This window comes from Promicromonospora alba (genome assembly GCF_042654905.1).
In the GTDB taxonomy this organism is placed as follows: domain Bacteria; phylum Actinomycetota; class Actinomycetes; order Actinomycetales; family Cellulomonadaceae; genus Promicromonospora; species Promicromonospora alba.
On sequence record NZ_JBHSFI010000004.1, the window covers coordinates 537,537 to 560,753 of the forward strand.

Genomic DNA, 23,217 nt, shown 5'->3' on the forward strand with positions numbered 1-23,217 from the left:
CTGACCGTATCGACGAACCAACCCGTCACGGGGTTGGGGCAGATCGACATCGGGTTTCTGTCGCTGCGGGAGCGGGCGGGTCAGGATAGGGAGATGGCCAGCACCTCGGACGACGCCGGGCAGCCTGCCGCGCCGACGTACCCCCTCCGGTTCCGCTCCGCCGAGGCACGCGGCACCCGGATCGGCCGGCCGCTGCGCCTGCTCGGCCGGGCACGCGGCGTCGACGAGGCACTGCTGGACCGGATAGGCCGCGCCTTCTTCGAGCAGGACGACGCCGGGGCGGCGCTCGCCGCGGCGATGCGGCTCCCCGCGGGGACTCCCGGACGCGTGACCCACACGCAGCTCCGGGAGGCCCTCGCGGGAGGGGCTGCCGATCCATGCCCTCAGCCTGGTGGTGCTGAGTTCGGTCCCTTGCAGGACTCCGATGTCGAGATCGGTCCCTTGCCTCGAGATCGGTCCATCAACCGACCGATCTCGAGGCAAAGGACCGATGTCGGCCGGGCACCTCAGCAACGGACCGAACTCAGCGCGCGTACGCCGGACCCCCTGCGCCGACTCCTGGACGAGGTCACCGCCGTGCCCGGCTGGGTCGACTGGGACCTCGTCGAGGAGGGCGCAGCCGTACAGCGGCGGCTCGGGCAGAACTCGTCCGACGTGCTGCTCCAGCTCTCCCTCGTCGGCGGGTACCGGTTCGGCGGCCCCACCGACCTGCTCGCGGCGACCGGCGCCCTGACCGGCGGGGCCCTGCGCCGGCTCCACGAGACGCAGGAGTGGGCGATCGGGCTGTCCGAACCCGGAGCGCTGCGGCCGTACGCCCCCGCCTGGCGGGCCACCGTGCACGTCCGCGTGATGCACGCACTGGTGAACGCGACGTTCGCGGACCCGGAGCGGCGGGACCGGCGAGATGGCTGGGATACCGCGCGCTGGGGCCTGCCGGTCAACCAGGCGGACCAGGCAGCGACGCTCGGTCTGTTCGACGGCACCCTGATCCTCGGGTGCCGGACGCTCGGGGTGCGCATCCCGCCGTCGGACAGCCGTGCCCTGATGCACCTGTGGCGGTGGGTGGGGCACCTGCTGGGCGTGCACCCGGACTTCCTGGTCGACGACGAGTGGCAGCGGCACCGACTCAACTACCACGTGCTGCTCGCCCAGGCCGGGATCTCCGAGGCAGGGCCGCGCCTCGCCCGGGCGGTGGTGGCCGCACAGGCCGAGCGGACGTACCGCGGGCCGTCGTGGTGGCAGCCGTTCCGGGCGGGGTTCGAGCGGGAACGGCTGCTGTCCATGCTGACGGCGTTCCTCGGCGTGCGCAGCATGCGCGAGCTCGGCCTGCCGCTGCGTCCGCCGTGGGCGCACGCGTACCTCCTGCCGCTCAACACGTGGCGGTACCGCGTGCTGGGCCGCACCCGCCGGGGCCGGGAACGTCTCGACCGATGGGGCCGACGCCGGAGCGCCGCGATCTTGGCGAGCTACCAGCCGGACCACCCCTGACGTGTCAGACGCCCAGGTCACTCGGGTGACCTGGGCGTCTGACTCATGGGATCCAGGGAGGGGTCAGGGAATCGTCACGGTGACCGGTTCGCTGAAGAGCAGCTCCGTCTCGCCGTCGCCGACCGTGTGCACCTGCGCGGCCCGCACCTGGTACGTCCCGGCCGCGCGGACGTTGTCGTAGCCGTACGGAGCCTCCTCCCGGTCCGCCTCGATACAGGAGCTGTAAGGGGGCACCTCCGCCACACCGGTCCACTCCCCTGTCTCGTTGAGCGCCGGCGGGATCTCGTAGCTGGCCTCTCGCCAGTACTCACCCAGGTCGACCACGCGCCCGCCCTGTGACCAGATCAGGATCGCGCCGTTCCCGATGTCATCACCATCGCCTGTAGGCCCGTTGTAGCCCGGCATCTCCCCTACGAGCCGGACCGGGATGGATCCTTCCTCCCCGCGCGCGTAGGTCAGGTCCCCGGTGATCTCGATCGACACCGACGGGCTCGTCGACACAAGGTCCGTGTCCGGCATACCGCACCACGTGGGATCGTCGTCGACGCCCCAGGGCCGGTACCCGTCGTCGAACGGCGCGGTGATCACGTCGGGCGGATCCGTCTCCACCGACGACGCGCTCGGCTCAGGCTCCGGGTCGACGTCCGCGCCTCCCGACGGCGTCGCCTCGGGCGTGCTGGACGGCGATGACGACGGCGACGGCGACGGGCTCGCGGTCACCGACGGGCTCGGCGACATGCGCGACGTCGGGATATCCGACGGCACAGGGCCCCTCTCGGTGCTCTCGATGGTGGGCCGGCCGGGCAGCGGTTCCGACCGGGTCCAGGTCGACGCCTGCGCGGTGCTGAACGCGAGCGCCCCCACCACGACGACGCCGGTCAGCCCTACCGCCCCTGCCTTGGCGATCCGCCAGGTGCGCACCCGGCGGCGCAGGAGGCCGAGGTTCTCCTCCGGCGTACTGGGCACGCCGGAGGGTGTGGCCCCCTCGACCAGCGCGCCGATGGTCTGCTTCAGGACGTCGCGGCCACGGCCGAGGTCGCCGTCGAACCCGAGATCGTCGTGCCCGCTCATGTGAGCTCTCCTTCCGCTACCAGCACCCCACGCAGCGCGTGGATCCCGTCGGCCAGGTATCGCTTGATGGTTCCCTGCGAGATGCCGAGGGTCGTCGCGATCTGGGGCACGGTCAGGTCGTCGTAGAAGCGGAGCACCACGCACGCACGCTGGCGCGGGCTCAGGGCCCGCAGCGCTGCCGTCACGTCCGCGCGGGCGGTGATGTCCGACGCAGGTGCCTTGACCTGGTCCGGTACCGCCAGCTTGGGCTCGGCCTTGCGCCACAGCGCGAACCGGCGGCTCTCGTCGACGTAGAGGTTGAGCATGGTCCGGCGCACGTAGGCCTCGATGCCCGCGTGGCTACCGCCGTCGTTCAGGGGGAACTCCGTGCGGCCGGACGTACCCGCCGCCTCGGGGCGGCGGAACCGCCGGAAGACGCGCACCAGCGCGTCCTGGACCAGGTCCTCTGCCCGCCGCACATCGCCCGTCAGCGCGTACCCGTACCCCACGAGGGCGCGCCCTCTGCTCGTGACGAGATCCGTGAGCTCATCGTCCCAGCGGGTGCTCACGATGCCCCCGTCCTCTGTCCAGACGCCTCACCGGTCATGTGTTCGTCCCGTTCGCCGCGGCGGGCCCCTGTGCCCCGCTCACACACTGATACGAGCGGGGCACAGAAAGCGTTGGGACACGATCCCGGCCGTCCGGATCGAGCGTTCACATCACGGCGTGGCGGAGTAGTACCTCCAGGCACCGGACTCGTCGATGGCGATCCGCATCCCGGTGTAGCCGAACGTCTCGTCGGCCCGTTCGGCATCAGCCTGCTCCTGGGTGAGCAGGCCCGCGTCCACCACCTCCTGCCACGCCTCGTCGGAGTCGCGGAACTCCTCGGCGACGACCCGTGGCCACACCACCGTCCGGTTGGCGGTGCCCTCCCCGCCGTTGAACGCGCCTCCGGTCCCGGCCAGCAGGGCGACCAGGGTCCGGTAGTGCTGCTCCTCGCCCTCCGGCAGAGCGAAGAAATCTTCAGCGGGTTCGGCGGTGACCATCAGCTCCGTCGGGTACACGGTGGCCAGGTCGACCAGCCGGCCGGAGTCGCAGTCCAGGGCCGCGTCCACGATGGCCCGAGCTGTGGTGCTCGCGCCCTCGCTCGGCGAACGGGCCGGGTCGTACTCCATGGTCAGGCCGCTGGCCGAGCAGTCGGCCGCGGGATCACCACCGCCACCGCCGCCCGGGGCCAGGACGGCCTCGAACCGCGCGACGCCGTCGGGCACCGCACCCAGCCGGAGGTCGAGGACCTCGCTGTCGACGTCCGGCACCTCGATCGTGGTGACCTGCTGGGTGGCGTCGCACTGGACGGAGCCGGAGTCGACCACGTCCTGGGTCGACGGCACCACTATCTCGAACGGCACCGAGTCCCCGGCGTTGACGCTCTCGCACTGAGCCGTGACGCGCGCGGGGCCGGCAGAGCTGTAGTCGCTCTGCTCCTGCTGCGCCAGGACCCAGTCGGTGGTGCGGTCGAGCACGAACCGGGTCAGCTCGTTCTCGTCGGGCGCCAGGGGTTCGATCGTCGCCGCGCCGCCGCGCGTCCCGGTGGCGCTGTGCGCTCCGGTGCCGTCGAGCTGGACCGCTACCGGCTCGCTCACCGTCATCTCCCACTGGCCCGCGGACACCTCAGGGAAGGCGATCACCTGCACCTCGTACTCGCCGTCCGGGAGCGACGTCTCGAAGATGTCGCGGCCCTCGGACTCGGTCGGTATGCACGTCGACGCCACACGAACCTGGGCCTCGACGGCACCGTCCCCGGAGGCGATCAGCGGCCCGACCTGCGAGCCCGGCGCGCCGAAGACGTTCACCCCCAGGTCCACCACCACGCCGTCCTGGCTCCACACGACGGTCGGGTGCACGTCGAGCGACCCATCCCCTCGTTGGACGGTCGCCGCCATGCTCCAGGTCGGTGACGAGACGCCCCCGTAGTTGGAGACCCTGGCGTACATGTCGCCTGCCGCTGCCACGGACCAGCCCGCAGCCGTCGACGTCAGGTCAGACACCGGCATACCGCACTCCAGGCCGAGCCCAAGATCCGCGAGCCACGAGGGCGTGTAGCCGAACTCGATGTCGTCCTGGGCGGGCGACCGGCCCGGGCTGGGCTCCGGCGCCTGGGTCGCGGAATCGCTCGCGGAGTCGTCCGGGCCCGGCGTCATGAACGAGCTCCGGGCCTCGCCGGGCAGCACCGAGTCATCGCTCCTCAGCAGCGGCGTCTGGGTGGCGCCGAAGGCGATCCCGCCCACCAGCACGAGGCTGACGCCGGCGAGGCTGCCGATCTTGGCGGCGCGACGGCGCCGCACGCGGTCACGCACCACTCCGAATGAGATGTGCAAGTCGTCCACCTCCCCACCGGGAATCTTGTCGGCGGCGTCACGGAGCGCGCCGCTCAGGAAGTCGTTGTCTTCGTTCCAGCTGTCGTTACGTTCGATGTTCATCGGGCAGCCCTCCCTTCGGCGGGTCGGAAGTCGTCGGGGCGCAGGTACTCCTGCATGTTCTTGGTGGCATCAGACAGGTACCGCTTGACAGTTCCCTGGGCGGTGCCCAGGACGTCCGCGATCTGCGGCACCGTCATGTCCTCGAAATAGCGGAGCACGACGCAGGCCCGCTCGCGGGCGCCGAGGCGCGCGAGCGCAGCCATCACGTCGATGCGCGCCGAGGCTGCCTGGTCAGCACCACGGGTGCTGAGGTCGTCGGCCAGGAGGTGCTTGATCCCCGTCCAGCGCTGCCGCTTGCGGTAGCCGTCCAGGTAGATGGTGAGCACCGCCCGTCGCACGTAGCCCTCGGCGTTCGTGAACGGGGAGTCGAGGTCGTGCGCCTGGCTGCCCGCGGGCACGCCCACCGCCCCGGAGACGGCGGGCGTGCCGCGCAGCCGCGAGTAGACCTTGACCAGCGCGTCCTGGACCAGGTCCTCGGCAAGCGCGCGGTCGCCCGAGAGCATGTAGGCATAGCGGACGAGCGCACTGCCGCGCACTCGCATGAGCTCATCGAGCTCGCTCTCCCACCCCGCCATGGCCACCACCCCCCGGGTGCGTATGTGCCGTCATCGTCTCCACACCCACCATGACGCGCCACGCGAGGGTTTCGTTGGTCAGCGGTTCCGCCGCCTGACCGGGGTCACTCCTGGACGGTAGGGGTGCCGACGCTCGTGGACATGAACTGCCGCTCGCCGCCTGAGCCGGGGTCGAGCTCCGTGAGGGCGTACACCTCGTACTCCCCGTCCGGCATCCCGGCGTCCGGGTCGGTGAGACACGTCCGGTCCGGCTCGGTGATCGGTACGACGGCGGACCACTCGCCGTTGGCGTCCACCCGGAAGCGCTCCACCGGATCGGACCACACGTCGCTGCCGACCCCGACCACGCGCCCGTCGCTGAGCCATACCAGGGTGAACGGCGTACGGGTCGTGTCGATGGACTCCCCCTCGGTCTCGGTGAGCCGGAGGGTCGCTTCGGCGTCGGAGGAATCGATGTTCAGGTCCAGGCCCGACAGCACCCCGCGCCTCCAGGAGCCGCCCGGGATATCGGACGCATGGACGCCGCAGGCCAGGCTCGTGCCCTCGAGCCACGGCGGCTGGTAACCGTCGCGGATGTCGACCGCCAACGGCGCCTCTTCCCGCACCTCGACCGCGGGAACCTCCATGGTGACCGGCTCGCTGACCGCGATGCCGCTCGCGCCGGCCGCGCCGTCCGCTCTGAACTCACTCCACGGCAGCACGACGTACACGTCATACGTGCCTGCCGGGCGCGCGTCCAGGTACTCCTCCCACGGGGTCACACCGTCCGTCGTCCACGCCCCGCACGCGGTGGTGCCGTCCGCCTCGGCGACGCGGTCCAGGGACGCGCGGCCACCGGGCAGACTGTACCCACCCTCGTTCCAGCCCCTGCCGATGTCGGTCACCAGGCCGTTCTGTGCGAAGACGAGCTGAGGGTCACCGCCGTCGAGATCCCCTTCGGGATCGGGCCGAGAGATCCTGATGGGCGCCGACAGATGGTCGTCCGGGTGCCCGCTGCCGTCTTCCACACCTTCCACGAGCTCGATGTCGCCGGTCAGCTCCAGGCGCACGGCGTCCGACGTCGACGTCAGATCCGTCACCTCCATGCCGCAGTGGTACTGCTCCCCCCGTGTCTGCCAACCGCCGGGCACCCAGCCGGCGACCGGCACGCCCGACACCTCAGGACTCGGCGTGGCCGGCGGCACCGGCTCCGACAGGAGACGGTCGGGCCACCACAGCGCCGCGAAGGCCAGCAGGCCCGCTATCACCAGCGTGGCCCCGCCGAGGGCGCCGACCTTCACTGCCCGGCGGCGGCGGACCGAACCCGAGACGGCGCCGAGGCGTTCCTCGAACGCGGTCTCCATCTCCGGCACGTTCATCTCCGCGAGCGACGTGCGCAGCAGCTCCATCGCGTTGGACAGGTGCCGCTTGATGGTGCCTGGGCTCGTCCCGAGCGTCTGCGCGATCTGGGGCACCGTCATGTCCTCGAAGAACCGCAGGACCACCGACTCACGCTGCCGCGGGGACAGGCGGGCGAGAGCCACGCCGACGTCGACCCGTACGGTCGCGGCGCGCTCCGCAGCGGGCGCGAAGGTGTCATCGACGAGCAGGTGCTTGATTCCCGTCCAGCTGCTCTGCCGCCGGTAGCCGTCCAGGTAGATGGTCAGGATCGCCCGGCGCACGTACGCCTCAGCGTTGGTCAGCCGGGGCTCGTCCTGGTCCAGGTGCAAGCTCTTTCCGATCTCACCACTGCTGTCTGCCGGGCGGCGCAGGCGTGAGAACACCTTGACCAGCGCGTCCTGCACCAGGTCCTCGGCCCGCGTCACGTCGCGCGTCAGCGTGTACGCGTACCCGACCAGTGCGCGGCTGCGCCGCGCCATGAGCTCCTCGAGCTCTGTCTCCCACTGCGCCATGTCAGACGCCCCCTCTCCCTCTTCATGCTCCCTGACGGGTGGGGAGAGGCGAACGATGATGCTGATGACGAGAAATCTCGTCGGACCTCGAGGAGAACGTCAGGCCAGCTCGATGCGGTAGCCGCGCTTGACCACGGTGCGGATGAGGTCCCGGCGGCCCGCCGCCTCGCGGAGGCGCGCGATCGCGACCTCGGCGGCATGCGTGTCCTGCGAGTCGCCCGGCAGCGCGGCGAGCACCTGCTCGCGCGGCACGACGTCGCCCTCGGCCGCGGCGAGCAGCCGCAGCACCGCTACGCCCGTCGGCGACAGGGGCAGCACCTTCCCGTCCAGCACAGCGACGCGGGCCCGGATGACCAGCGACCCGGCGACCGTGGCCAGGGCGACGGACTCGATGTGCTCGTAGTGGCCCACCAGCGCCCGGACGAGCGCCCCGAGCCGGCCGCGCTCGGGCTGCAGGGGCACGATCCCCCGGCTCTCCAGCGGCTGCGCCGTGATCGGCCCGACGGCGGCCGCCACGGTCCCGCCGTCGACGAACCGGGCGCGCACGCGATCGAGCAGCCGCTCCTCCTCGACGGTCCGGAGCCAGGCCTCGGCGCCGGGGGCAGAGGTGAAGACGACGGCGTCGATCTCGCCGTCGGCCAGCGCGTGCACCGAGGCGCGCAGCGCCGCCGGATCGGGCGCCGGACCCCATCGGTAGACCACGAGGCTGGCGACCTGCGCGCCCGCCTTCTCGAACACCTCGTCCAGGCCGTCGGCGCCCGCGCCGTGGTGCTGGATGGCGATGCGCAGACCCTGCACACCCTCGCTGAGCAGCACCTCCGCCACCTCGGCGGACGTCTCGGACTCGGCGACCCAGTCCGCCTGCAGGCCGGCGGCCTGGATGGCGCCGCGGGCCTTGGGGCCGCGCGCGACGATCCGGGTCCTGGCGAGCAGCTCGAGGAGCGGCTCGGCGAGGCCGTGCGCGTCGGCGGCCTCGATCCAGGCACGGAAGCCGATCCCGGTGGTGACCACCAGGACGTCCGGCGGGGCCGAGATGATCGCGCGGGTCGCACCGATCAGGGTCTCGTCGTCGACGTGCGGGATCATGCTCAGCGCCGGCGCGTGCCGGATCGTGGCGCCGCGCCGCTCCAGGGCCGCCGCGAGCTCGGCGGCCCGGCGTTCGGCGGTGACGAGAACCGTCGCGCCGGCCATGACCTGGCCCAGCGTCGGATGCGTCGCCTGGGCGTGCGCAGGCGCTACGACATCAGACACCGGCACCTGCCAGACGTCGCTCACTCGTACCCTCCAGGAGACCTTCTGCTGCCACGCGGCCTATGACGACCACCGCGGGTGACCGCACCCCGCGAACCCCTGCCACACCGGCCGCCTCGTCGAGGCGCGCCCGGGTGACACGCTGTTCCGCGGTGGAACCGTTCTCCACGATCGCCACCGGGGTTGCGGGATCTGCGCCTGCGGCCAGGGACTGCGCCACTATCGCGCCGAGGGACCGCACCCCCATCAGTACTACAAGAGTAGCGGTGGCATCCCGCACGCAGGCCACGGCGGCGGCATCGAGCGGTCCGGACCTCTCGGACGCGCCGTCCGACCCGGCGGCGCAGTGGCCGGAGACCACGTGAAAGCCCGTGGTGACCCCACGGTGGGTGAGCGGGATACCCGCCAGGCCGGGCACGGCGACGGCGGACGTCACGCCGGGCACCACCTCGACCGGCACGCCGGCGGCCGCGCACGCGATGACCTCCTCGCCGCCCCTGCCCAGCACGAACGGGTCGCCGCCCTTGAGGCGCACCACGTGCGCGCCCGCCAGCGCGTGCTCCACGAGGATCTCGTTGATGCGTTCCTGCGGCACGGGGTGCCGGCCGGGCTCCTTGCCGACGTCGACCACGCGGACGTGCGGCGGGAGCTCGGCGAGGATCTCGACGGGACCCAGCCGGTCCGCGACCACGACGTCCGCCGACTGCAGCGCGCGCCACGCCCGCAAGGTCAGGAGGTCCAAGGCCCCGGGCCCGCCCCCGACCAGCGTCACCCGCCCCAACTTGTCAGACACACGGGTCACCGGAGTGACCTGTGCTTCTGACAAGGTCACGGCAGCCCCACGTGGACCACGCCGTTGCGGATCTCTACCGGGTAGGTCGTGAGGTCCGGCGGCAGGTCCCCCTTGGGAGTCTTGTCCGCCGCGACCAGGCACTCGCCGGTGACCAGGGAGAAGACCTGCTTGTAGACCGGGGCCGCCACGGTCGGCACGCCGGCCCGCGTACCCACAATCCCGCGCGACATCACGTGCGCCGCGGAGAACGGGTCAAGGTTCTGGACGGCGTACACCCGCCCTCCCTGCGCCGGGTCCGCGGGGTCCTCCGCGAGGCGGAAGAGCGCCACCTGCACGTCACCGAAGAGCGCTGCCGCGCCGCGCTCGGGAAAGAGGTCGGTGAGCAGGCAGGCCCGCTCCCACCGGACGACCGCCGAGCTGTCAGACTCCCAGGTCACTCCGGTGACCTCTACTTCTGACACGTCGTTGACGCTCATGCTCGTACCTCCAGCTTCGGGCCCGCGATGATGACGCCGGACGCGCGCTCCTCCGCCGTCGCGGGGCGGCGCTGGCCGCGCTCCTCGACGTAGGCGAGCGACGGGTCGGCGTCCTTGGGGGCGTTGACGAATGACGAGAACCGGCGCAGCTTCTCCGGGTCCTCGAGCACGGCCTTCCACTCGTCCTCGTAGTTCTCGACGTGGCGGGCCATGGCGGAGTCCAGGTCGGCGCAGATGCCGAGCGAGTCCTCCATGATGACCTCGCGGACACCCTCCAGGCCGCCCTCGACCTCCTCGATCCACGGCGCGGTGCGCTGCAGCCGGTCGGCCGTGCGGACGTAGTACATGAGGAAGCGGTCGATGGTGCGCAGGAGCTCCTCGGACGTCAGGTCCTCGGCGAGCAGCTTCGCGTGCCGCGGCGTCTGACCGCCGTTGCCGCCCACGTAGATGTTCCAGCCCTTGTCCGTGGCGATGACGCCCACGTCCTTGCCGCGCGCCTCGGCGCACTCGCGGGCGCAGCCGGAGACGCCCATCTTGAGCTTGTGCGGCGAGCGCAGGCCGCGGTAGCGCAGCTCCAGCTCGACGGCCATGCCCACGGAGTCCTGGACGCCGTAGCGGCACCACGTCGACCCGACGCACGACTTCACGGTGCGCAGCGACTTGCCGTACGCATGCCCGGACTCGAAGCCGGCGTCGACCAGCCGGCGCCAGATGTCCGGGAGCTGCTCGACGCGGGCGCCGAACATGTCGATGCGCTGGCCGCCCGTGATCTTCGTGTACAGCCCGAAGTCCTTCGCGACCTGACCCACCGTGATGAGACCCTCGGGGGTCACCTCGCCGCCGGGCATCCGCGGGACCACCGAGTACGTGCCGTCCTTCTGCAGGTTGGCCAGCATGTGGTCGTTGGTGTCCTGCAGCGTGGACTGCTCGCCGGACAGGATGTGGCCGTTGCCCAGGCTGGCCAGGATCGACGCGACGACCGGCTTGCAGATGTCGCAGCCGCGGCTGTCCGGCTGCCCGAACCGGGCGACGATGTCGCTGAACGAGTGCAGGTCGGCGACCCGGACGGCGTCGAACAGCTGGGCGCGCGACATGTCGAAGTGCTCGCACAGCGCGGTGCTGACCTCGATGCCCGCACGCTCCAGCTCGGTGTCGACGAGCTTCTTCACGAGCGGCAGGCACGCGCCGCAGGTGGTGCCGGCGCGGGTGCAGGCCTTCACGCCCGGGACGTCGGTGCAGTTGTGCTCGGTGACGGCGCCGCGGATCGCCCCTGCGGAGACGTTGTTGCAGGAGCAGACGTTCGCCTCGTCCGGCAGCTCCAGGTTCGGGGCGCCGCCACCCTCGGGAAGGAGGAACGCGCTCGGGTCGTTGCCGGGCAGCTCGGCGCCCAGCATCGGGCGCAGGCTGGCGTACGGTCCGGCGTCGCCGACGAAGACGCCGCCCAGGAGGGTGCGGGCGTCGTCGGACAGGACGAGCTTCTTGTAGACGCCGGCCACGGGGTCGGCCCAGACGACCTCGACCGCGTCCTCGGTGCGGGCGTGCGCGTCACCGAACGACGCGACGTCGACGCCCGAGAGCTTGAGCTTGGTCGCGGTGTCCGCGCCGGGGAACTCGGCGAGGCCGCCGAGCAGCCGGTCCACGACGACCTCGGCCATCGTGTTGCCGGGCGCGACCAGGCCGATGCAGCGGCCCTCGATGCAGGCCACCTCGCCCACTGCCCAGATGTGCGGGTCCTCGGTGCGGCACGAGAGGTCGACGACGGCGCCGCCGCGTTCGCCGATCGGCAGGCCGGCCGCGCGGGCGAGCTCGTCGCGGGGTCGCACGCCGGTGGCCACCACGACGACGTCGACGTCGAGCCGGCCGCCGTCCGCGAAGTCCAGCCGGCCCACGTGGCCGGTGCGGCGGTGCGGCTTCATCTGGCTGGTCGCGGTCTCCGCGCGCACGCCGATGCCCTTGCCGTTGATGAGGCGCTTGAGCGCCTGGCCGCCGCCGAGGTCGACCTGCACGCCCATCAGGTGGGTGCCGAACTCGATGACCGTGGCCTGGGCGTCCAGCGCGGTGAGCGCGCCGGCCGCCTCGAGGCCGAGCAGACCGCCACCGATCACGGCGCCGCGGACCGGCTTGCCCTCGGGGTAGCTCTTGCGCTTCTGCTCCACCCAGCCGCGCAGCGCGGCGACGTCGTCGATGGTGCGGTACACGAAGACGCCTGGCAGGTCGTTGCCCGGGATGGGCGGCATCGCCGCGCTGGAGCCGGTGGCGAGCACCAGCTCGTCGTACGCGTGGATGTTGCCGAGGCGGTCGGTGACCGTCTTGGCCTCGCGGTCGATCGAGTCGATCTTGCGGTCGGTGTGCAGGGTGACGTACGGGTCCGCCCACAGGGCGGGGTCGCCCAGGGCCACGCCCTCGGCGCCGTCCTCGAACCAGCGGGTCAGGCCCACCCGGTCGTAGGGGACGCGGGGCTCTTCCGCGAAGACGGTGACGTGATAGCGGCCGGCGTCGTCCCGGGCGCGCAGGGCCTCGACGAGCCGCTGCGCGACCATGCCGCCGCCGATCACGACGAGGTGCTGAGTATTGCCCGAGTTGACCATGCCTTGACCGTAGAGCGCTGGTTTTTCGCGCTGGTGCGCCGGTCGTTACCCGGGCCGAACATCTTCCTCACAGGGCCGGGAAGGAACCGGTGAGTGCGGCACGCAGACGGCTCGCTAATCCAAGTTTCGGCGAAACTTGGATTAACGGACCTTGCCTATTCCAAGTTTCGCGCCGCTACCGTTGGGCGGCATGGACATCCGGACCGTACCCAACCCGCTGGTGCGCGCGGGCGGCCGCTGGCTGCACCGGGTCAACCAGCGGCATCCGTGGAGCCACAACGACCACTTCCACGGCTGGATCCTGCGGCGGCTCCCGGCCCGACGGCGACGGGCGCTCGACGTCGGCTGCGGCGCCGGCCTCCTGCTGAGCCGGCTGCGGGGTCGCTTCGGCGAGGTGTTGGGCGTCGACGCCGACGCCGCCATGGCCGCAGTCTCCGCCGAGCGGTTCGCCGGTGATTCCTCGGTGAGCGTGCGCCATGCCCGGTTCGAGGAGGTCGACGGCGCGTTCGACGCGATCACCATGATCGCGGCGCTGCACCACATGCCGCTGGAGGCGGCCCTGCGGCACGCGTCCGAGCTGCTCGAACCCGGAGGCCGGCTGCTCGTCGTCGGCCTGGCCCGGCCGGAGAGCCTGGCGGACTTCGTCTGGGACGTCCCGTCGTCGCTGCTCAACCCGCTGGTCGGGATGGTCAAGCATCCACACCCGGTCACGAAGCCTGTGGACGACGACGGCCCCGCGATGCCGGTGCGCGACGCCGCCGAGACGTTCGCCGAGCTCTCCCGGGTGGTGCGCCGGGTGCTGCCGGGCGCGCACATCCGGCGTCAACTGTTCTTCCGCTACACGCTGGAGTGGACCCGCCGGGTATAGCTACGGTCTACCCAGCGATCAGGCCCGTACCCATAGTGAGTTCCGGGCCCGATCACTGGGCAGCAGCGGACTTTTGATCCGCGGGTTCACGCCGGCTCCGGGACCGCCTCCTTGCTCTCCTTGAGCCAGTCGACCAGCCCGCACACCGCGTCCTTGCACGAGCCGCAGCCCGTCGTCGCCCGGGTCTCGCGCACGACCTCCTCGACCGTGTGCGCACCCGAACCGCACGACTCCGCGATATCGCCCTTGGTCACGCCGTTGCACCGGCACACCACCGCGTCGTCGGGCATGTGCTCGGGGGACGACGCCGGAGCCGCCGTCTGCATCACCGGCGTCAGCAGGAGGAACGCCGGGTCCATCGGGACCGGCGTCCGGCGCGTGTAGGCGGCGGTGAGGTCGGCGGCGACCCGTGGATCGCCCACACAGGTGGCGCCCACGAGAATCCCGTCGGACACCACTACCTCGATGTACCGGCCCGCCCTCGGGTCGGCCAGGCGGACGGCCCGCTGCGTCAGGCCGTTCGGGCGCGACGGCCCGCAGACGCCCATCGTGGTGACGCTGAGCGCCCCGGCCTTGACCTTCACGACGTCGGTCCCCCGCGTGTCGATGCCCCGGTCCGACTGCGCGCGCGAGGCGCCGCCCGTCAGCAGGGCGCCCAGACGCACGGCCATGCTGGGCTGGGCGCCGTCGTGGGGCAGGCGGAGGTGGACGGTCTCGGCAGGCCCGGTCTCAGCAGGCTCGACCGGCGCGTTGACCGGCTCGACCAGCGAGACCAGGGTCTCCGCCAGACGACGCGCCTGGTCCCAGCCCTCCGCGACGAGCCCGCGCGAGCCGTTCGGCGGCTGCGCGCAGTCGCCGATCGCGTGCACGCGCGGGTCGTCCGGGCTGGCGAGGTCATAGCCGACGACGATGCCCCGGTCCGTCGACAGCCCCGCCGCCGCGGCGAGGCCGGTCTCGGGGATGGTGCCGACGGAGAAGATGATGAGCCGGGCGGCGACCACCTCGTCGCGCTGGCCCGAGCCCCCATCGCCTGTCGAGGCCCGGTCCGCGTTGTCCTTGACCCGGATCCCCACCGCCCGGCCGCCCGCGACGAGCACCTCGCTGGAGAGGGAGTTCGGCAGTACCGTGACGCCCTGCCCCTCCAGTCCGGACCGGACGACGTCGGCGGCCTCCGGGTCGAGCTGACGCTCCATGAGCGACTGCACGTTGTGGACAAGGGTCACGCTGAGCCCGCGGCCCGCGAGCCCCACGGCGGCTTCGAGCCCCAGCACGCCGCCGCCGACCACCACCGCACGCGGCGAGTTCACGGTGGCGGCGACGATCTCGCGGGCGTCGTCGAGGGTGCGCAGCGCGTGCACGCCGGCGGGCAGGCCGCCGTCGGCGGTGCGCAGGCCCGGGATCGGCGGGATGCGGGCCGCCGCACCGGTCGCGAGCACCACGTGGTCGTACGGGTGTGTCGAGCCGTCGTCGGCGGTCACCACCCGTGACTCGCGGTCGATCGAGGTCGCGGTGACGCCGCGCAGGACGCTGACCCGGGCGCCGTCGGGCAGGGGCATGGTGATGGCGGCGACGTCGGTGCGGCCGGCCACCACGTCGCTGAGCAGCACCCGGTTGTACGGCTCGTACGGCTCGGAGCCGAGCACTGTGATGTCGAACGCCTCGGGCTCGCGGCGGAGCAGCTCGTCGACGAGCCGCGAGCCGACCATCCCGAAGCCCACCACGACGACCTTCACGGGGACACGTAGGTTCATGTCGAGAGCTCCTTCTGTATGGGACCCCGCTGGCCGAGCTTGCCGGGACCCGATGTGGCAGGGGTCTCGACCGGCTCGACCAGCGGGGTGACAGGCTCGGCCTCCGTCGGGGCCACGGAGACGTCCACGGCGCAGACCTTGAACTCCGGCATGCCGGAGATCGGGTCGGTCGCGTCGGTGGTGACCTGGTTGACGGATCCGATGCCGCTCCAGTGGAACGGCATGAAGACGGTGTCGGGGCGGACCGCGTCGGTCCAGCGGGCGGTGGCCTCGACCTGGCCGCGGGAGCTGGTGAGGCGCACGCGGGCGCCGTCGGTCACGCCGATGCGGAAGCCCAGCACCGGGTGCAGCTCGACGTACGGCTCGGCGACGAGGCGCTCCAGCTCCGCGACGCGGTGCGTCTGCGCGCCCGACTGGTAGTGCTGCAGCACCCGGCCGGTGACCAGGTAGAACGGCGCACCCGGCCGCACCTCATCGCTCGGCCCCACGTGGTCGACGGCGACCATGCGTGCCCGCCCGTCGGGCGTGGCGAACCGGTCGGCGAAGAGCCGTGGCGTCCCAGGATGCTCGGGCGTGTCAGACGTACGGGTCACCCCGGTGACCTGTGTGTCTGACACGTCGGAGGCGTGGGCGGGGACGGCGGGGACCGGCCAGAACAGGCCCGGCCCGCCGGACGCCTCGTCGGCGTCGAGCCGGGCGTGGGACAGCCCGGAGTAGTCGGCGGGGCCGCCGGCGGAGGCCCTGGCCAGCTCGTCGAACACCACCGCGGGGTCGGTCGGGAAGGCGAGGTCCTCGGACGCGCCCAGCCGGCGCGCCAGCTCGGCGAGGATCCACAGCTCGGAGCGGGCCTCGCCCGGCGGCGCCACGACGGCCCGACGGCGGATGACCCGGCCCTCGAGCGACGTCATGGTGCCCTCCTCCTCCGCCCACTGCGTCACCGGCAGCACGACGTCGGCCAGCAGCGCCGTCTCGCTCGGGACGAAGTCGCAGACCACCAGGAGGTCGAGGCTCTTCAGGCGGTCGATGACGCGGTTCGCGTTGGGGGCGCTGACCACGAGGTTGGAGCCGTGCACGAGCATCGCGCGCGGGCCGGTCGGCGTCCCGAGGGACCTGAGCAGCTGCACGGCCGGGAGGCCGGGTCCGGGCAGCGTCTCGGGGTCGACGCCCCAGACTGCGGCGACGTGCTCGCGCGCCGCCGGGTCGTCGATCTTGCGGTAGCCCGGGAGCTGGTCGGCCTTCTGCCCGTGCTCGCGGCCGCCCTGCCCGTTGCCCTGCCCGGTGATGGCGCCGTAGCCGGAACCGACCCGGCCCGGCAGGCCGAGCGCGAGCGCCAGGTTGATCGACGCCGTGACGGTCGCGGTGCCCTGCGTCGACTGCTCGACGCCGCGGCCGGTCAGCACGTACGCGCCGGCGCCGCCGTGGACCGGGGCGGCCGCGGCCAGCAGCCGCGCCACGCGCCGGAGCTCGTCGGCGGGTACACCAGAGACCGACTCGACCCGCTCCGGCCACCAGCCGGCGACCGACCGGGCGACGTCGTCGAACCCGGTGGTGCGCTGCTCGAGGTAGTCGCGGTCGGCGAGACCTTCCGCGAGCACGACGTGCAGGAGCCCGAGCAGGACCGCGAGGTCCGTGCCCGGCACGGGTGCGAGATGCACGCCCTCGGCCGGCTGTCCCGACGAGGCATCGCCCGTCAGCCGGGCCGTCGCGGACCGCCGTGGGTCGACGACGACGAGCCCGCCCGCCGCCCGCGCCCCGGCGAGGTGCTGCACGGCCGGCGGCATGGTCTCGGCGAGGTTGGAGCCGAGGAGCAGCACCGCCTGCGCGCCTCCGAGGTCGGCCAGCGGGAACGGCAGCCCGCGGTCGACGCCGAAGGACCGGTTCATCCCGGCGGCCGCCGAGGCCATGCAGAACCGGCCGTTGTAGTCGATGTTCGGCGTACGCAGCACGGTCCGCGCGAACTTGCCGAGCGCGTACGCCTTCTCGTTGGTCAGCCCGCCACCGCCGAACACCGCTACGGACTCCGGGCCGTGCTCGGCGGCCAGACCGGCGAGCCGGGACGCGACCAGGTCGAGCGCCACGTCCCAGCTCACGGGCTCCAGCTCGCCGGACTCGCCCCGGACCAGCGGGGTGACGAGCCGGTCCGAGACCCCGAGGACCGCCGCCGACGTCCACCCCTTCTGGCACAGCCCGCCCCGGTTCGTGGGGAAGTCGCGGGGCTGCACCTCGGGTGCGGCCGTCGCGTCGGCGCGGGGCCGCGTCAGCGACATCCCGCACTGCAGCGCACAGTAGGGGCAGTGTGAGTCGACGGCGGTTCCGGGGGAAGCGAGCATGTTCAGACCCGAGCCTCTGCCATGGCACCGCGGCCGTAGACGAACCAGGTCACGAGGGCCATCACGGCGTACACCCCGATGAACACCCACAGCGCGGGCACGAGCGACCCGGCCACCGTGGTGGACAGCGCGAACCCGCGCGGGATGAGGAATCCGCCGAACGCACCGATCGCGCCGGCGATGCCGATGCACCCGGCCGCCGCCTTCGCCGTCCCGCCGCTCACCTTGAAGACCGCCGGGATCATCCGGTAGACCGAGCCGTTGCCCATGCCGGTCGCGACGAACAGGATGAGGAACGAGCCGAAGAACATCGCGAAGCTCCCGGTGCCGAGGGCGTAGATCGCGCCCATCGCGCCGAGGGCCATCACGGTGAAGGACCCGAGGGTGACGGCCACGCCGCCCACGCGGTCGGCGAGGATGCCGCCGAGCGGCCGGGCGACCGACCCGACGAGGGCGCCCATGAACGCGAGTGGGATCGCGACGTCGGGGAACTGGCCCTTGAGCAGCGTCGGGAAGGCACCCGCGTACCCGATGAACGAGCCGAACGTGCCGATGTAGATGAAGCTGATGATCCACGTGTGCTTGTTCTTGACCGCCACACCGAACGAGCGGGGGTCCGCCTTCGCCTCGGTGAGGTTGTCCATCCAGCGCCAGGCGAGGAACGCGGCGAGCAGGATGAACGGGATGAAGATGAGGCCGGCCCGGTCGAGCGCGACACCCGCCCCGGTCACGATGACCAGCGGGACCGCGAGCTGCACGGCCGCCGTGCCGACGTTGCCGCCGGCAGCGTTCCAGCCGAGGGCCGCGCCCTTCTCCTTCTCGGGGAAGAAGAACGAGATGTTCGCCATCGAAGACGCGAAGTTGCCGCCGCCCAGGCCCGCGAGCGCCGCGGCGCCGAGCAGCAGGGGGAACGGGGTGGTCGGATCGCTGACGGTCAGCATCAGCGCGCCGATCGGCAGCAGCAGGAGCAGCGCCGAGACGATGGTCCAGTTGCGGCCGCCGAACACGGGGACGGCAAACGTGTAGGGGATGCGGAGCGTCGCGCCGACGAGGGCCGGCACGGAGATGAGCCAGAACATCTGGTCGACGGTGAGGTCGAAGCCCGCGGCGGGCAGCTGCGGCACGACGATCGACCACAGGGCCCAGGCGCCGAAACCGAGGAACTCCGCGAAGATCGAGAGCACGAGGTTCCGTCGGGCGGTCCGGCGTCCGCCGTCCTCCCAGAGGGTCTTGTCCTCGGGGTCCCAGTGGTCGATCCAGCGTCCGGTGTACCGCTGGACTGCTGACTTCGGCGCCGCTTCGGTGGCGGTCGAGCTCGTGGGCTCGCTCGCTGACGAGGTCTGGTCGTCGTGTGTGGTCGGAGTGGACACGCTGTCCTCCTGCATGGGCGTATGCCCGACGACGCCGGGCGCGCCCGGACCGACAAGCGCCGAATCCGGGGCCGGCCCGACGTCGGACCGACAGGTAGGAACCTAGGGAGGCGGTGTTTCATCGCCCGACAAAGAGCAGTTAATCGACCGTAAGGAAGAACGCACAGCGTACCGACTCGCCGTGTGAGGCTGTTGAAGCATCCAGATGGCGGTCCTGGTGGCTACGTCACCCGACCGGCGTCAGGACCTCCACGCGGTTGCCCGCGCCGTCGAAGGTGTGGAAACGCTCGTAGCCGTCGAAGGTGTGGCGGTCCTTCCACGTGAGCTCGAAGCCGAGCTCTTCCAGGCGGGCGGCGATGGTCTCGAGGTGCGCAACGGAGTCGGCCACGAGGGCCGGGTGGGCCTTGCGTGCGGGCTCGAACGGCTCCTGCACGCCCACATGGATCTCGGCGGTCGTGCGGCCCTCGTCGTCGAAGTCGCGGAACCAGCAGAGCGCCCGGCCCGCGAGCCCCGGCGGGCGCGGGACCTCGGTGAGGCCAAGGCCTTCGCCGTAGAAGCGGCGGGCGGCATCCTCGCCGCCGGGCGGGCAGACAACCTGGACGTGGTGAAGGCGCATGGGCCCGATTATCGCTGCTCACACAGCCCGGCGACAGGCTGTGCGGGCGCCGAAACCACCTTCGCGTCCCGCTGTCCTAAGGTCGAGCCATGGAGCCGCAGGCGCGCAGCGTCACCGAGCACGTGGAGCGTGTGCTCGCCCTCGTCGCGCCGATGCCCGCCGAAGCCCGGAGCCTCGAAGACGCGTTCGGCTCGGTCCTCACCGAGGACCTGTATGCCTCTGTGTCCGTCCCGCCCTTCGACGGCGCCGCGATGGACGGGTACGCGGTGCGGCTGGCCGACCTGCCGCCCGACGGGAGCCCGGCGACCCTCGAGGTGACCGGCGACGTCGCGGCAGGCCCGAGCGGCCTGACCGAGGTCGGGACGGGGCAGGCGGTCCGGATCATGACCGGCGCCCCGCTCCCGCCCGGTGCGGACGCCGTGATCCCTGTGGAGCGCACGTCGACCGGCCGGTTCGTCGCGGGGGCGCCCCGGGCGGAGGATTCGGTGACGCTCGCCAGGCAGTCCCGGCCGCACGTCCGGTGCGCGGGCGAGGACGTGCGCCAGGGCGAGCTTCTCGCGCGGGCGGGGACAGAGCTGACGGCGGCGCTGGTGGGTGCGCTCGCGGCATCGGGCACGGTGCGCGTCGCGGTCCGACGCCGGCCGCTGGTCGCCGTCGTCTCCACCGGGTCGGAGCTGGTGCCGATCGGCGGTGCGCTCGGACCGGGACAGATCACCGACTCCAACGGGCCCATGCTCGCGGCGGCGGCCCGTGCGGCGGGTGCCGACGTCGTCCGGCTCGGGCCGGTGACCGACGACCCGGCGGCGCTCCGCCGGGTACTCGACCAGGCGGTACGCACCGACGCCGACGGTGCGGGCGCCGACCTGGTCGTGACCGCCGGGGGCGTGTCGGCGGGCGCGGCGGACGTGGTCCGGGAGGTCCTTGCGGCTCCCGGTTCGAACGGTCCAGGAGCGACCGACGTCGACGTCGCCACCGTCGCCATGTCCCCCGGCAAGCCGCAGGCGCTGGCGCACTGGGGCGGTGTGCCGTGGCTGGCCCTGCCGGGCAACCCCGTCGGCGCGTACGCGTCGTTCGAGCTCTTCGCACGCCCGGCGATCGACCGCCTCCGCGGTGTGGAGGCGGCCTCGGGGCGACACCACCCGCCCGGAGTAGGTTGCTCTGAGTCGACAGTGTCTACGCAGAGCAACACACCCCGCGCGGTACCACTCGCCGCCGCGGCCGGCTGGTCCGGTTCACCGGGGCGGCTGCTCGTCGTCCCGGTCCGGCTCGTTCCACTGCCCGACGCCGCTGGGACCGCGCCGGGATCCACCGGCGTCGTGCCCGCCGGATCGCACCACTCGCTGGCCGCGCTCGCCACCGCCGACGGCCTGGCATTGGTCCCGCCGGACGTCGAGAAGGTATGTCCCGGGGACATCGTCCAGGTGCTGATGCTGCGATGACGAAGCACACCGGGACGTCCGCGGGGCAGATGCCCGCAGGAATCACGTACGACGCCGTCGTGCTGGCCGGCGGACGGGCTACCAGGCTGGGCGGCACCACCGCGCTGGGCGACACCGCCAAGGCGGGACTGGTCGTCGAGGGTGAGCGGCTGCTCGACCGCGCGCTCAGGGCGACCAGCCGAGCCGGGACAGCAGTGGTGGTAGGCCCGCCGGAGCTCGCCGACGTACTGACCGGCGTCCGGCCGCAACCAGTGCTCACCCAGGAGGACCCGCCGTTCGGCGGGCCGGTCGCGGGCCTCGCCGCGGGGCTGCGGGTCCTTCCCGCAGCCGGTGCGCCATGGGTTCTGGTCCTGGCGGTGGACGTACCGCACGCTGCGGGTGCGATCGCGCTCCTGGAGCAGGCTGTTTCACGTGAACCCACGGACGGCGCATACCTGGTGCGTGAGGGCCGGGCCCAGTGGCTGGTGGGGATCTACCGCCGCGCCGCCCTGGCCTCGGTGCTCGCCGGTATCGAACCGGCCGGCGCCTCGATGAAACGCCTGGTCGGCGAGCTTCGCTGCGCTGAGGTGCCGGACCCGGCAGGCTGGAGCGACGACATCGACACCCCCGCGGACGCGGAGCGCCTCGGCGCCGCGGCCGACGACTACCGGAAGGACCCGAGATGACAGACCTCAACAGCTGGGTGGAGGCGCTGGAGGCGGAGCTCGGGCTCCCGCCGGGGACGGTCGACGTCGGGGCGGTGCTCGACCTCGCCCGCGACGCGGCGCATTCAGTCGCCCGGCCGGCCGCACCGGTCACCACCTACGCGGTGGGCTTCGCCGACGGCCTGGCCGCGGCGGGAGACCTGGGCGCCACGGCGAGCAGTGGACCGGACGCCGCGGAGAAGGCGATCAGCCTCGCTGCTCGCTGGGTCGCCGACTGACCGCCGCGCAGCCCGCTCCGGCCAGGAGCACCACCGCCGTCGTGCCGAGCGCCCAGGGTAGGCCTGCCGCCAGGTAGATCCCGCCGATCGCGGCGATCGCGACTGTCTGCGCCACGAGCGGACCGGTGGTGTTGAGCGCGGAGAACGCGGACGCCCGGTGCGGCGGGACCATGCCGGACAGGCTTGCGATCAGCGGGCTGTATCCGCTCGCATGGCCCGCCCCAGCCAGGACGAGGAGCGGCGCGAGAGCCCACGGTGAGGCCCCGGTCGCGACCACGGCCACCACTACCGCCAGCACGATGGGCCCCGCCACGGGCAGCGCGCGGATGACGCGCTCCGGCATCCGGGTCCAGGTCAGGCTCATGACACCGAAGCCCATCGTGTACGGGAGGAACGCGAGGCCTGCGACGAGCGGCGTCCAGCCCAGGTCGTCCTGTACATACAGGGTGAACGTGAAGAGCAGAGCCGCATAGCAGCCCATCACGACGGCACACGCGAGCAGCCCGGACCTCATCCCGCGTGGCCGCAGCACGACAAGGTCGAGCAGGGGGTGCTCCGTCCGGAGCTGGTGCCGCACGAACCACGTGAGCAGCACTACCGAACCGCCGAGGACACCCCACGTCCACCACGGCCAGCCGGCCTCCCGGCCCAGCGTGAGCGACGTCGTGAACGCGGCCATGCCGAGCGCGAGGACGACGGTCCCGGATACGTCGAGCCGGCGGACGCCCACCCGGCCGGCCCCTTCCCCGGCGCGGGCCGGCGGCAGCACTCGCCCCACCGCCCCGAGCAGCAGCAGGCCGACCGGGACATTGACGAGGAACACGGGTCGCCACGACAGCCCGAACAGGTCCGCCGAGACCAGGAGCCCGCCGAGCAGCTGCCCCAGTGCGACGCCCAGCGCGAGCACCAGGGAGTACCTGCCGATGGCGCGCCGTCGTTCGGATCCCTGGAAGTGGTGCTGGATCAGGGAGAAGACCTGTGGGATCAGCAGCGCGGCCCCTGCGCCCTGGATCACACGGCCCGCGACCAGGACTGCCGGTGTCGGTGCGAGGCCGCAGGCCAGCGATGCGACCGTGAACACCCCGAGGCCCCACTGGAACGCCCTGCGGTGCCCGGCCACGTCCCCCAGACGTGCCCCGACGACGATGAGGCTCGCGAGGACCACCAGGTAGGCCGAGAGCACCAGCTGCTGCACCGCGCCCGTCGCGCCGAGGTCCCGCTGGATCGCGGGGAGGGCGACATTGGCGATGGAACCGTCCATCGAGGCCATGGTCTGGGCGGTGAGGAGTACCGCGAGGAGCAAGGGCTTCCGCATGGCCCCAGGGTCT

At 72.4% G+C, this 23,217-nt stretch carries 19 protein-coding genes; 5 read left to right on the forward strand and 14 right to left on the reverse strand.

Annotation, left to right across the window (positions count from 1 at the left end):
* Positions 1-93: 93 nt before the first annotated feature.
* The gene (locus tag ACFO6V_RS13375) at positions 94-1,488 is read left to right on the forward strand and encodes an oxygenase MpaB family protein (RefSeq protein ID WP_377136120.1); all 1,395 of its coding nucleotides are present in this window, start codon (positions 94-96) and stop codon (positions 1,486-1,488) included.
* A 63-nt stretch (positions 1,489-1,551) separates the two neighbouring features.
* Here the strand turns inward: ACFO6V_RS13375 and ACFO6V_RS13380 are convergent, their stop codons facing one another.
* The 9 genes from ACFO6V_RS13380 to nirB all read right to left on the reverse strand — a co-directional run bounded on the left by ACFO6V_RS13380 (position 1,552) and on the right by nirB (position 12,593).
* Entirely contained in the window at positions 1,552-2,559 is a 1,008-nt protein-coding gene (locus tag ACFO6V_RS13380) for a hypothetical protein (protein ID WP_377136122.1), read from the reverse strand.
* On the reverse strand, positions 2,556-3,107 hold the full coding sequence (locus ACFO6V_RS13385) for a sigma-70 family RNA polymerase sigma factor (RefSeq protein ID WP_377136124.1): 552 nt from the start codon (positions 3,105-3,107) through the stop codon (positions 2,556-2,558). The genes ACFO6V_RS13380 and ACFO6V_RS13385 overlap by 4 nt, the downstream gene beginning before the upstream one ends.
* 150 nt (positions 3,108-3,257) lie before the next feature.
* Positions 3,258-5,018, reverse strand: coding sequence for a hypothetical protein (locus tag ACFO6V_RS13390; RefSeq protein WP_377136126.1), 1,761 nt, complete (start codon positions 5,016-5,018; stop codon positions 3,258-3,260).
* On the reverse strand, positions 5,015-5,593 hold the full coding sequence (locus ACFO6V_RS13395; protein ID WP_377136128.1) for a sigma-70 family RNA polymerase sigma factor: 579 nt from the start codon (positions 5,591-5,593) through the stop codon (positions 5,015-5,017). Before ACFO6V_RS13395 ends, ACFO6V_RS13390 begins: the two co-directional genes overlap by 4 nt.
* Before the next feature lie 104 nt (positions 5,594-5,697).
* Positions 5,698-7,485 carry an RNA polymerase sigma factor gene (locus ACFO6V_RS13400; protein ID WP_377136130.1) on the reverse strand — a complete coding sequence of 596 codons (1,788 nt, stop codon included), beginning with the start codon at positions 7,483-7,485 and terminating at the stop codon, positions 5,698-5,700.
* A 99-nt stretch (positions 7,486-7,584) separates the two neighbouring features.
* Positions 7,585-8,676 carry a uroporphyrinogen-III synthase gene (locus ACFO6V_RS13405; RefSeq protein WP_377136610.1) on the reverse strand — a complete coding sequence of 364 codons (1,092 nt, stop codon included), beginning with the start codon at positions 8,674-8,676 and terminating at the stop codon, positions 7,585-7,587.
* 52 nt (positions 8,677-8,728) lie between these two features.
* Positions 8,729-9,529 carry a uroporphyrinogen-III C-methyltransferase gene (gene cobA / locus ACFO6V_RS13410; RefSeq protein WP_377136132.1) on the reverse strand — a complete coding sequence of 267 codons (801 nt, stop codon included), beginning with the start codon at positions 9,527-9,529 and terminating at the stop codon, positions 8,729-8,731.
* Between the two features lie 35 nt (positions 9,530-9,564).
* Complete coding sequence (locus tag ACFO6V_RS13415; RefSeq protein ID WP_377136134.1) at positions 9,565-10,005, reverse strand: nitrite reductase (NAD(P)H) small subunit family protein; 441 nt, start codon at positions 10,003-10,005, stop codon at positions 9,565-9,567.
* A complete protein-coding gene (gene nirB, locus ACFO6V_RS13420; protein ID WP_377136136.1) occupies positions 10,002-12,593 on the reverse strand; it encodes a nitrite reductase large subunit NirB in 2,592 nt (863 codons plus the stop codon). The genes ACFO6V_RS13415 and nirB overlap by 4 nt, the downstream gene beginning before the upstream one ends.
* Before the next feature lie 190 nt (positions 12,594-12,783).
* On the opposite strand from nirB, the gene ACFO6V_RS13425 reads away from it, so the two are divergent.
* The gene (locus ACFO6V_RS13425; protein WP_377136138.1) at positions 12,784-13,461 is read left to right on the forward strand and encodes a class I SAM-dependent methyltransferase; all 678 of its coding nucleotides are present in this window, start codon (positions 12,784-12,786) and stop codon (positions 13,459-13,461) included.
* An 86-nt stretch (positions 13,462-13,547) separates the two neighbouring features.
* Here the strand turns inward: ACFO6V_RS13425 and ACFO6V_RS13430 are convergent, their stop codons facing one another.
* From ACFO6V_RS13430 to ACFO6V_RS13445, 4 genes are all read right to left on the reverse strand, one after another.
* Complete coding sequence (locus tag ACFO6V_RS13430; protein WP_377136140.1) at positions 13,548-15,212, reverse strand: FAD-dependent oxidoreductase; 1,665 nt, start codon at positions 15,210-15,212, stop codon at positions 13,548-13,550.
* A complete protein-coding gene (locus ACFO6V_RS13435; protein ID WP_377136142.1) occupies positions 15,209-17,542 on the reverse strand; it encodes a molybdopterin oxidoreductase family protein in 2,334 nt (777 codons plus the stop codon). The genes ACFO6V_RS13430 and ACFO6V_RS13435 overlap by 4 nt, the downstream gene beginning before the upstream one ends.
* Positions 17,543-17,544: 2 nt before the next feature.
* A complete protein-coding gene (locus tag ACFO6V_RS13440; RefSeq protein ID WP_377136144.1) occupies positions 17,545-18,912 on the reverse strand; it encodes an MFS transporter in 1,368 nt (455 codons plus the stop codon).
* Positions 18,913-19,138: 226 nt separating this feature from the next.
* Positions 19,139-19,528, reverse strand: a complete 390-nt coding sequence (locus ACFO6V_RS13445; protein WP_377136146.1) for a VOC family protein — start codon at positions 19,526-19,528, stop codon at positions 19,139-19,141.
* 89 nt (positions 19,529-19,617) lie between these two features.
* On the opposite strand from ACFO6V_RS13445, the gene ACFO6V_RS13450 reads away from it, so the two are divergent.
* The 3 genes from ACFO6V_RS13450 to ACFO6V_RS13460 are packed head-to-tail and all read left to right on the forward strand — an operon-like array spanning position 19,618 to position 21,889.
* Positions 19,618-20,967 carry a molybdopterin molybdotransferase MoeA gene (locus ACFO6V_RS13450; protein ID WP_377136148.1) on the forward strand — a complete coding sequence of 450 codons (1,350 nt, stop codon included), beginning with the start codon at positions 19,618-19,620 and terminating at the stop codon, positions 20,965-20,967.
* On the forward strand, positions 20,964-21,632 hold the full coding sequence (gene mobA / locus ACFO6V_RS13455; protein ID WP_377136150.1) for a molybdenum cofactor guanylyltransferase: 669 nt from the start codon (positions 20,964-20,966) through the stop codon (positions 21,630-21,632). The genes ACFO6V_RS13450 and mobA overlap by 4 nt, the downstream gene beginning before the upstream one ends.
* Positions 21,629-21,889 (forward strand): DUF6457 domain-containing protein, encoded by a 261-nt coding sequence (locus ACFO6V_RS13460; protein WP_377136152.1) that lies wholly within the window; start codon positions 21,629-21,631, stop codon positions 21,887-21,889. Before mobA ends, ACFO6V_RS13460 begins: the two co-directional genes overlap by 4 nt.
* Here ACFO6V_RS13460 and ACFO6V_RS13465 read toward each other — a convergent pair.
* Positions 21,858-23,204 (reverse strand): MFS transporter, encoded by a 1,347-nt coding sequence (locus tag ACFO6V_RS13465; protein WP_377136154.1) that lies wholly within the window; start codon positions 23,202-23,204, stop codon positions 21,858-21,860. The two genes, ACFO6V_RS13460 and ACFO6V_RS13465, sit on opposite strands and share 32 nt — an antisense overlap.
* Positions 23,205-23,217: the final 13 nt, after the last annotated feature.

Bases quoted from the DNA above. Each gene is read 5' to 3' on its own strand.
- mobA (WP_377136150.1), top strand. From the start codon at position 20,964: ATGACGAAGCACACCGGGACGTCCGCGGGGCAGATGCCCGCAGGAATC.
- ACFO6V_RS13395 (WP_377136128.1), bottom strand. From the start codon at position 5,593: ATGGCGGGGTGGGAGAGCGAGCTCGATGAGCTCATGCGAGTGCGCGGC.
- ACFO6V_RS13400 (WP_377136130.1), bottom strand. From the start codon at position 7,485: ATGGCGCAGTGGGAGACAGAGCTCGAGGAGCTCATGGCGCGGCGCAGC.
- ACFO6V_RS13405 (WP_377136610.1), bottom strand. From the start codon at position 8,676: ATGGCCGGCGCGACGGTTCTCGTCACCGCCGAACGCCGGGCCGCCGAG.
- ACFO6V_RS13425 (WP_377136138.1), top strand. From the start codon at position 12,784: ATGGACATCCGGACCGTACCCAACCCGCTGGTGCGCGCGGGCGGCCGC.
- ACFO6V_RS13435 (WP_377136142.1), bottom strand. From the start codon at position 17,542: ATGCTCGCTTCCCCCGGAACCGCCGTCGACTCACACTGCCCCTACTGT.
- ACFO6V_RS13415 (WP_377136134.1), bottom strand. From the start codon at position 10,005: ATGAGCGTCAACGACGTGTCAGAAGTAGAGGTCACCGGAGTGACCTGG.
- ACFO6V_RS13460 (WP_377136152.1), top strand. From the start codon at position 21,629: ATGACAGACCTCAACAGCTGGGTGGAGGCGCTGGAGGCGGAGCTCGGG.
- nirB (WP_377136136.1), bottom strand. From the start codon at position 12,593: ATGGTCAACTCGGGCAATACTCAGCACCTCGTCGTGATCGGCGGCGGC.
- ACFO6V_RS13375 (WP_377136120.1), top strand. From the start codon at position 94: ATGGCCAGCACCTCGGACGACGCCGGGCAGCCTGCCGCGCCGACGTAC.
- ACFO6V_RS13430 (WP_377136140.1), bottom strand. From the start codon at position 15,212: ATGAACCTACGTGTCCCCGTGAAGGTCGTCGTGGTGGGCTTCGGGATG.
- ACFO6V_RS13390 (WP_377136126.1), bottom strand. From the start codon at position 5,018: ATGAACATCGAACGTAACGACAGCTGGAACGAAGACAACGACTTCCTG.
- ACFO6V_RS13445 (WP_377136146.1), bottom strand. From the start codon at position 19,528: ATGCGCCTTCACCACGTCCAGGTTGTCTGCCCGCCCGGCGGCGAGGAT.
- ACFO6V_RS13450 (WP_377136148.1), top strand. From the start codon at position 19,618: ATGGAGCCGCAGGCGCGCAGCGTCACCGAGCACGTGGAGCGTGTGCTC.
- ACFO6V_RS13465 (WP_377136154.1), bottom strand. From the start codon at position 23,204: ATGCGGAAGCCCTTGCTCCTCGCGGTACTCCTCACCGCCCAGACCATG.
- ACFO6V_RS13380 (WP_377136122.1), bottom strand. From the start codon at position 2,559: ATGAGCGGGCACGACGATCTCGGGTTCGACGGCGACCTCGGCCGTGGC.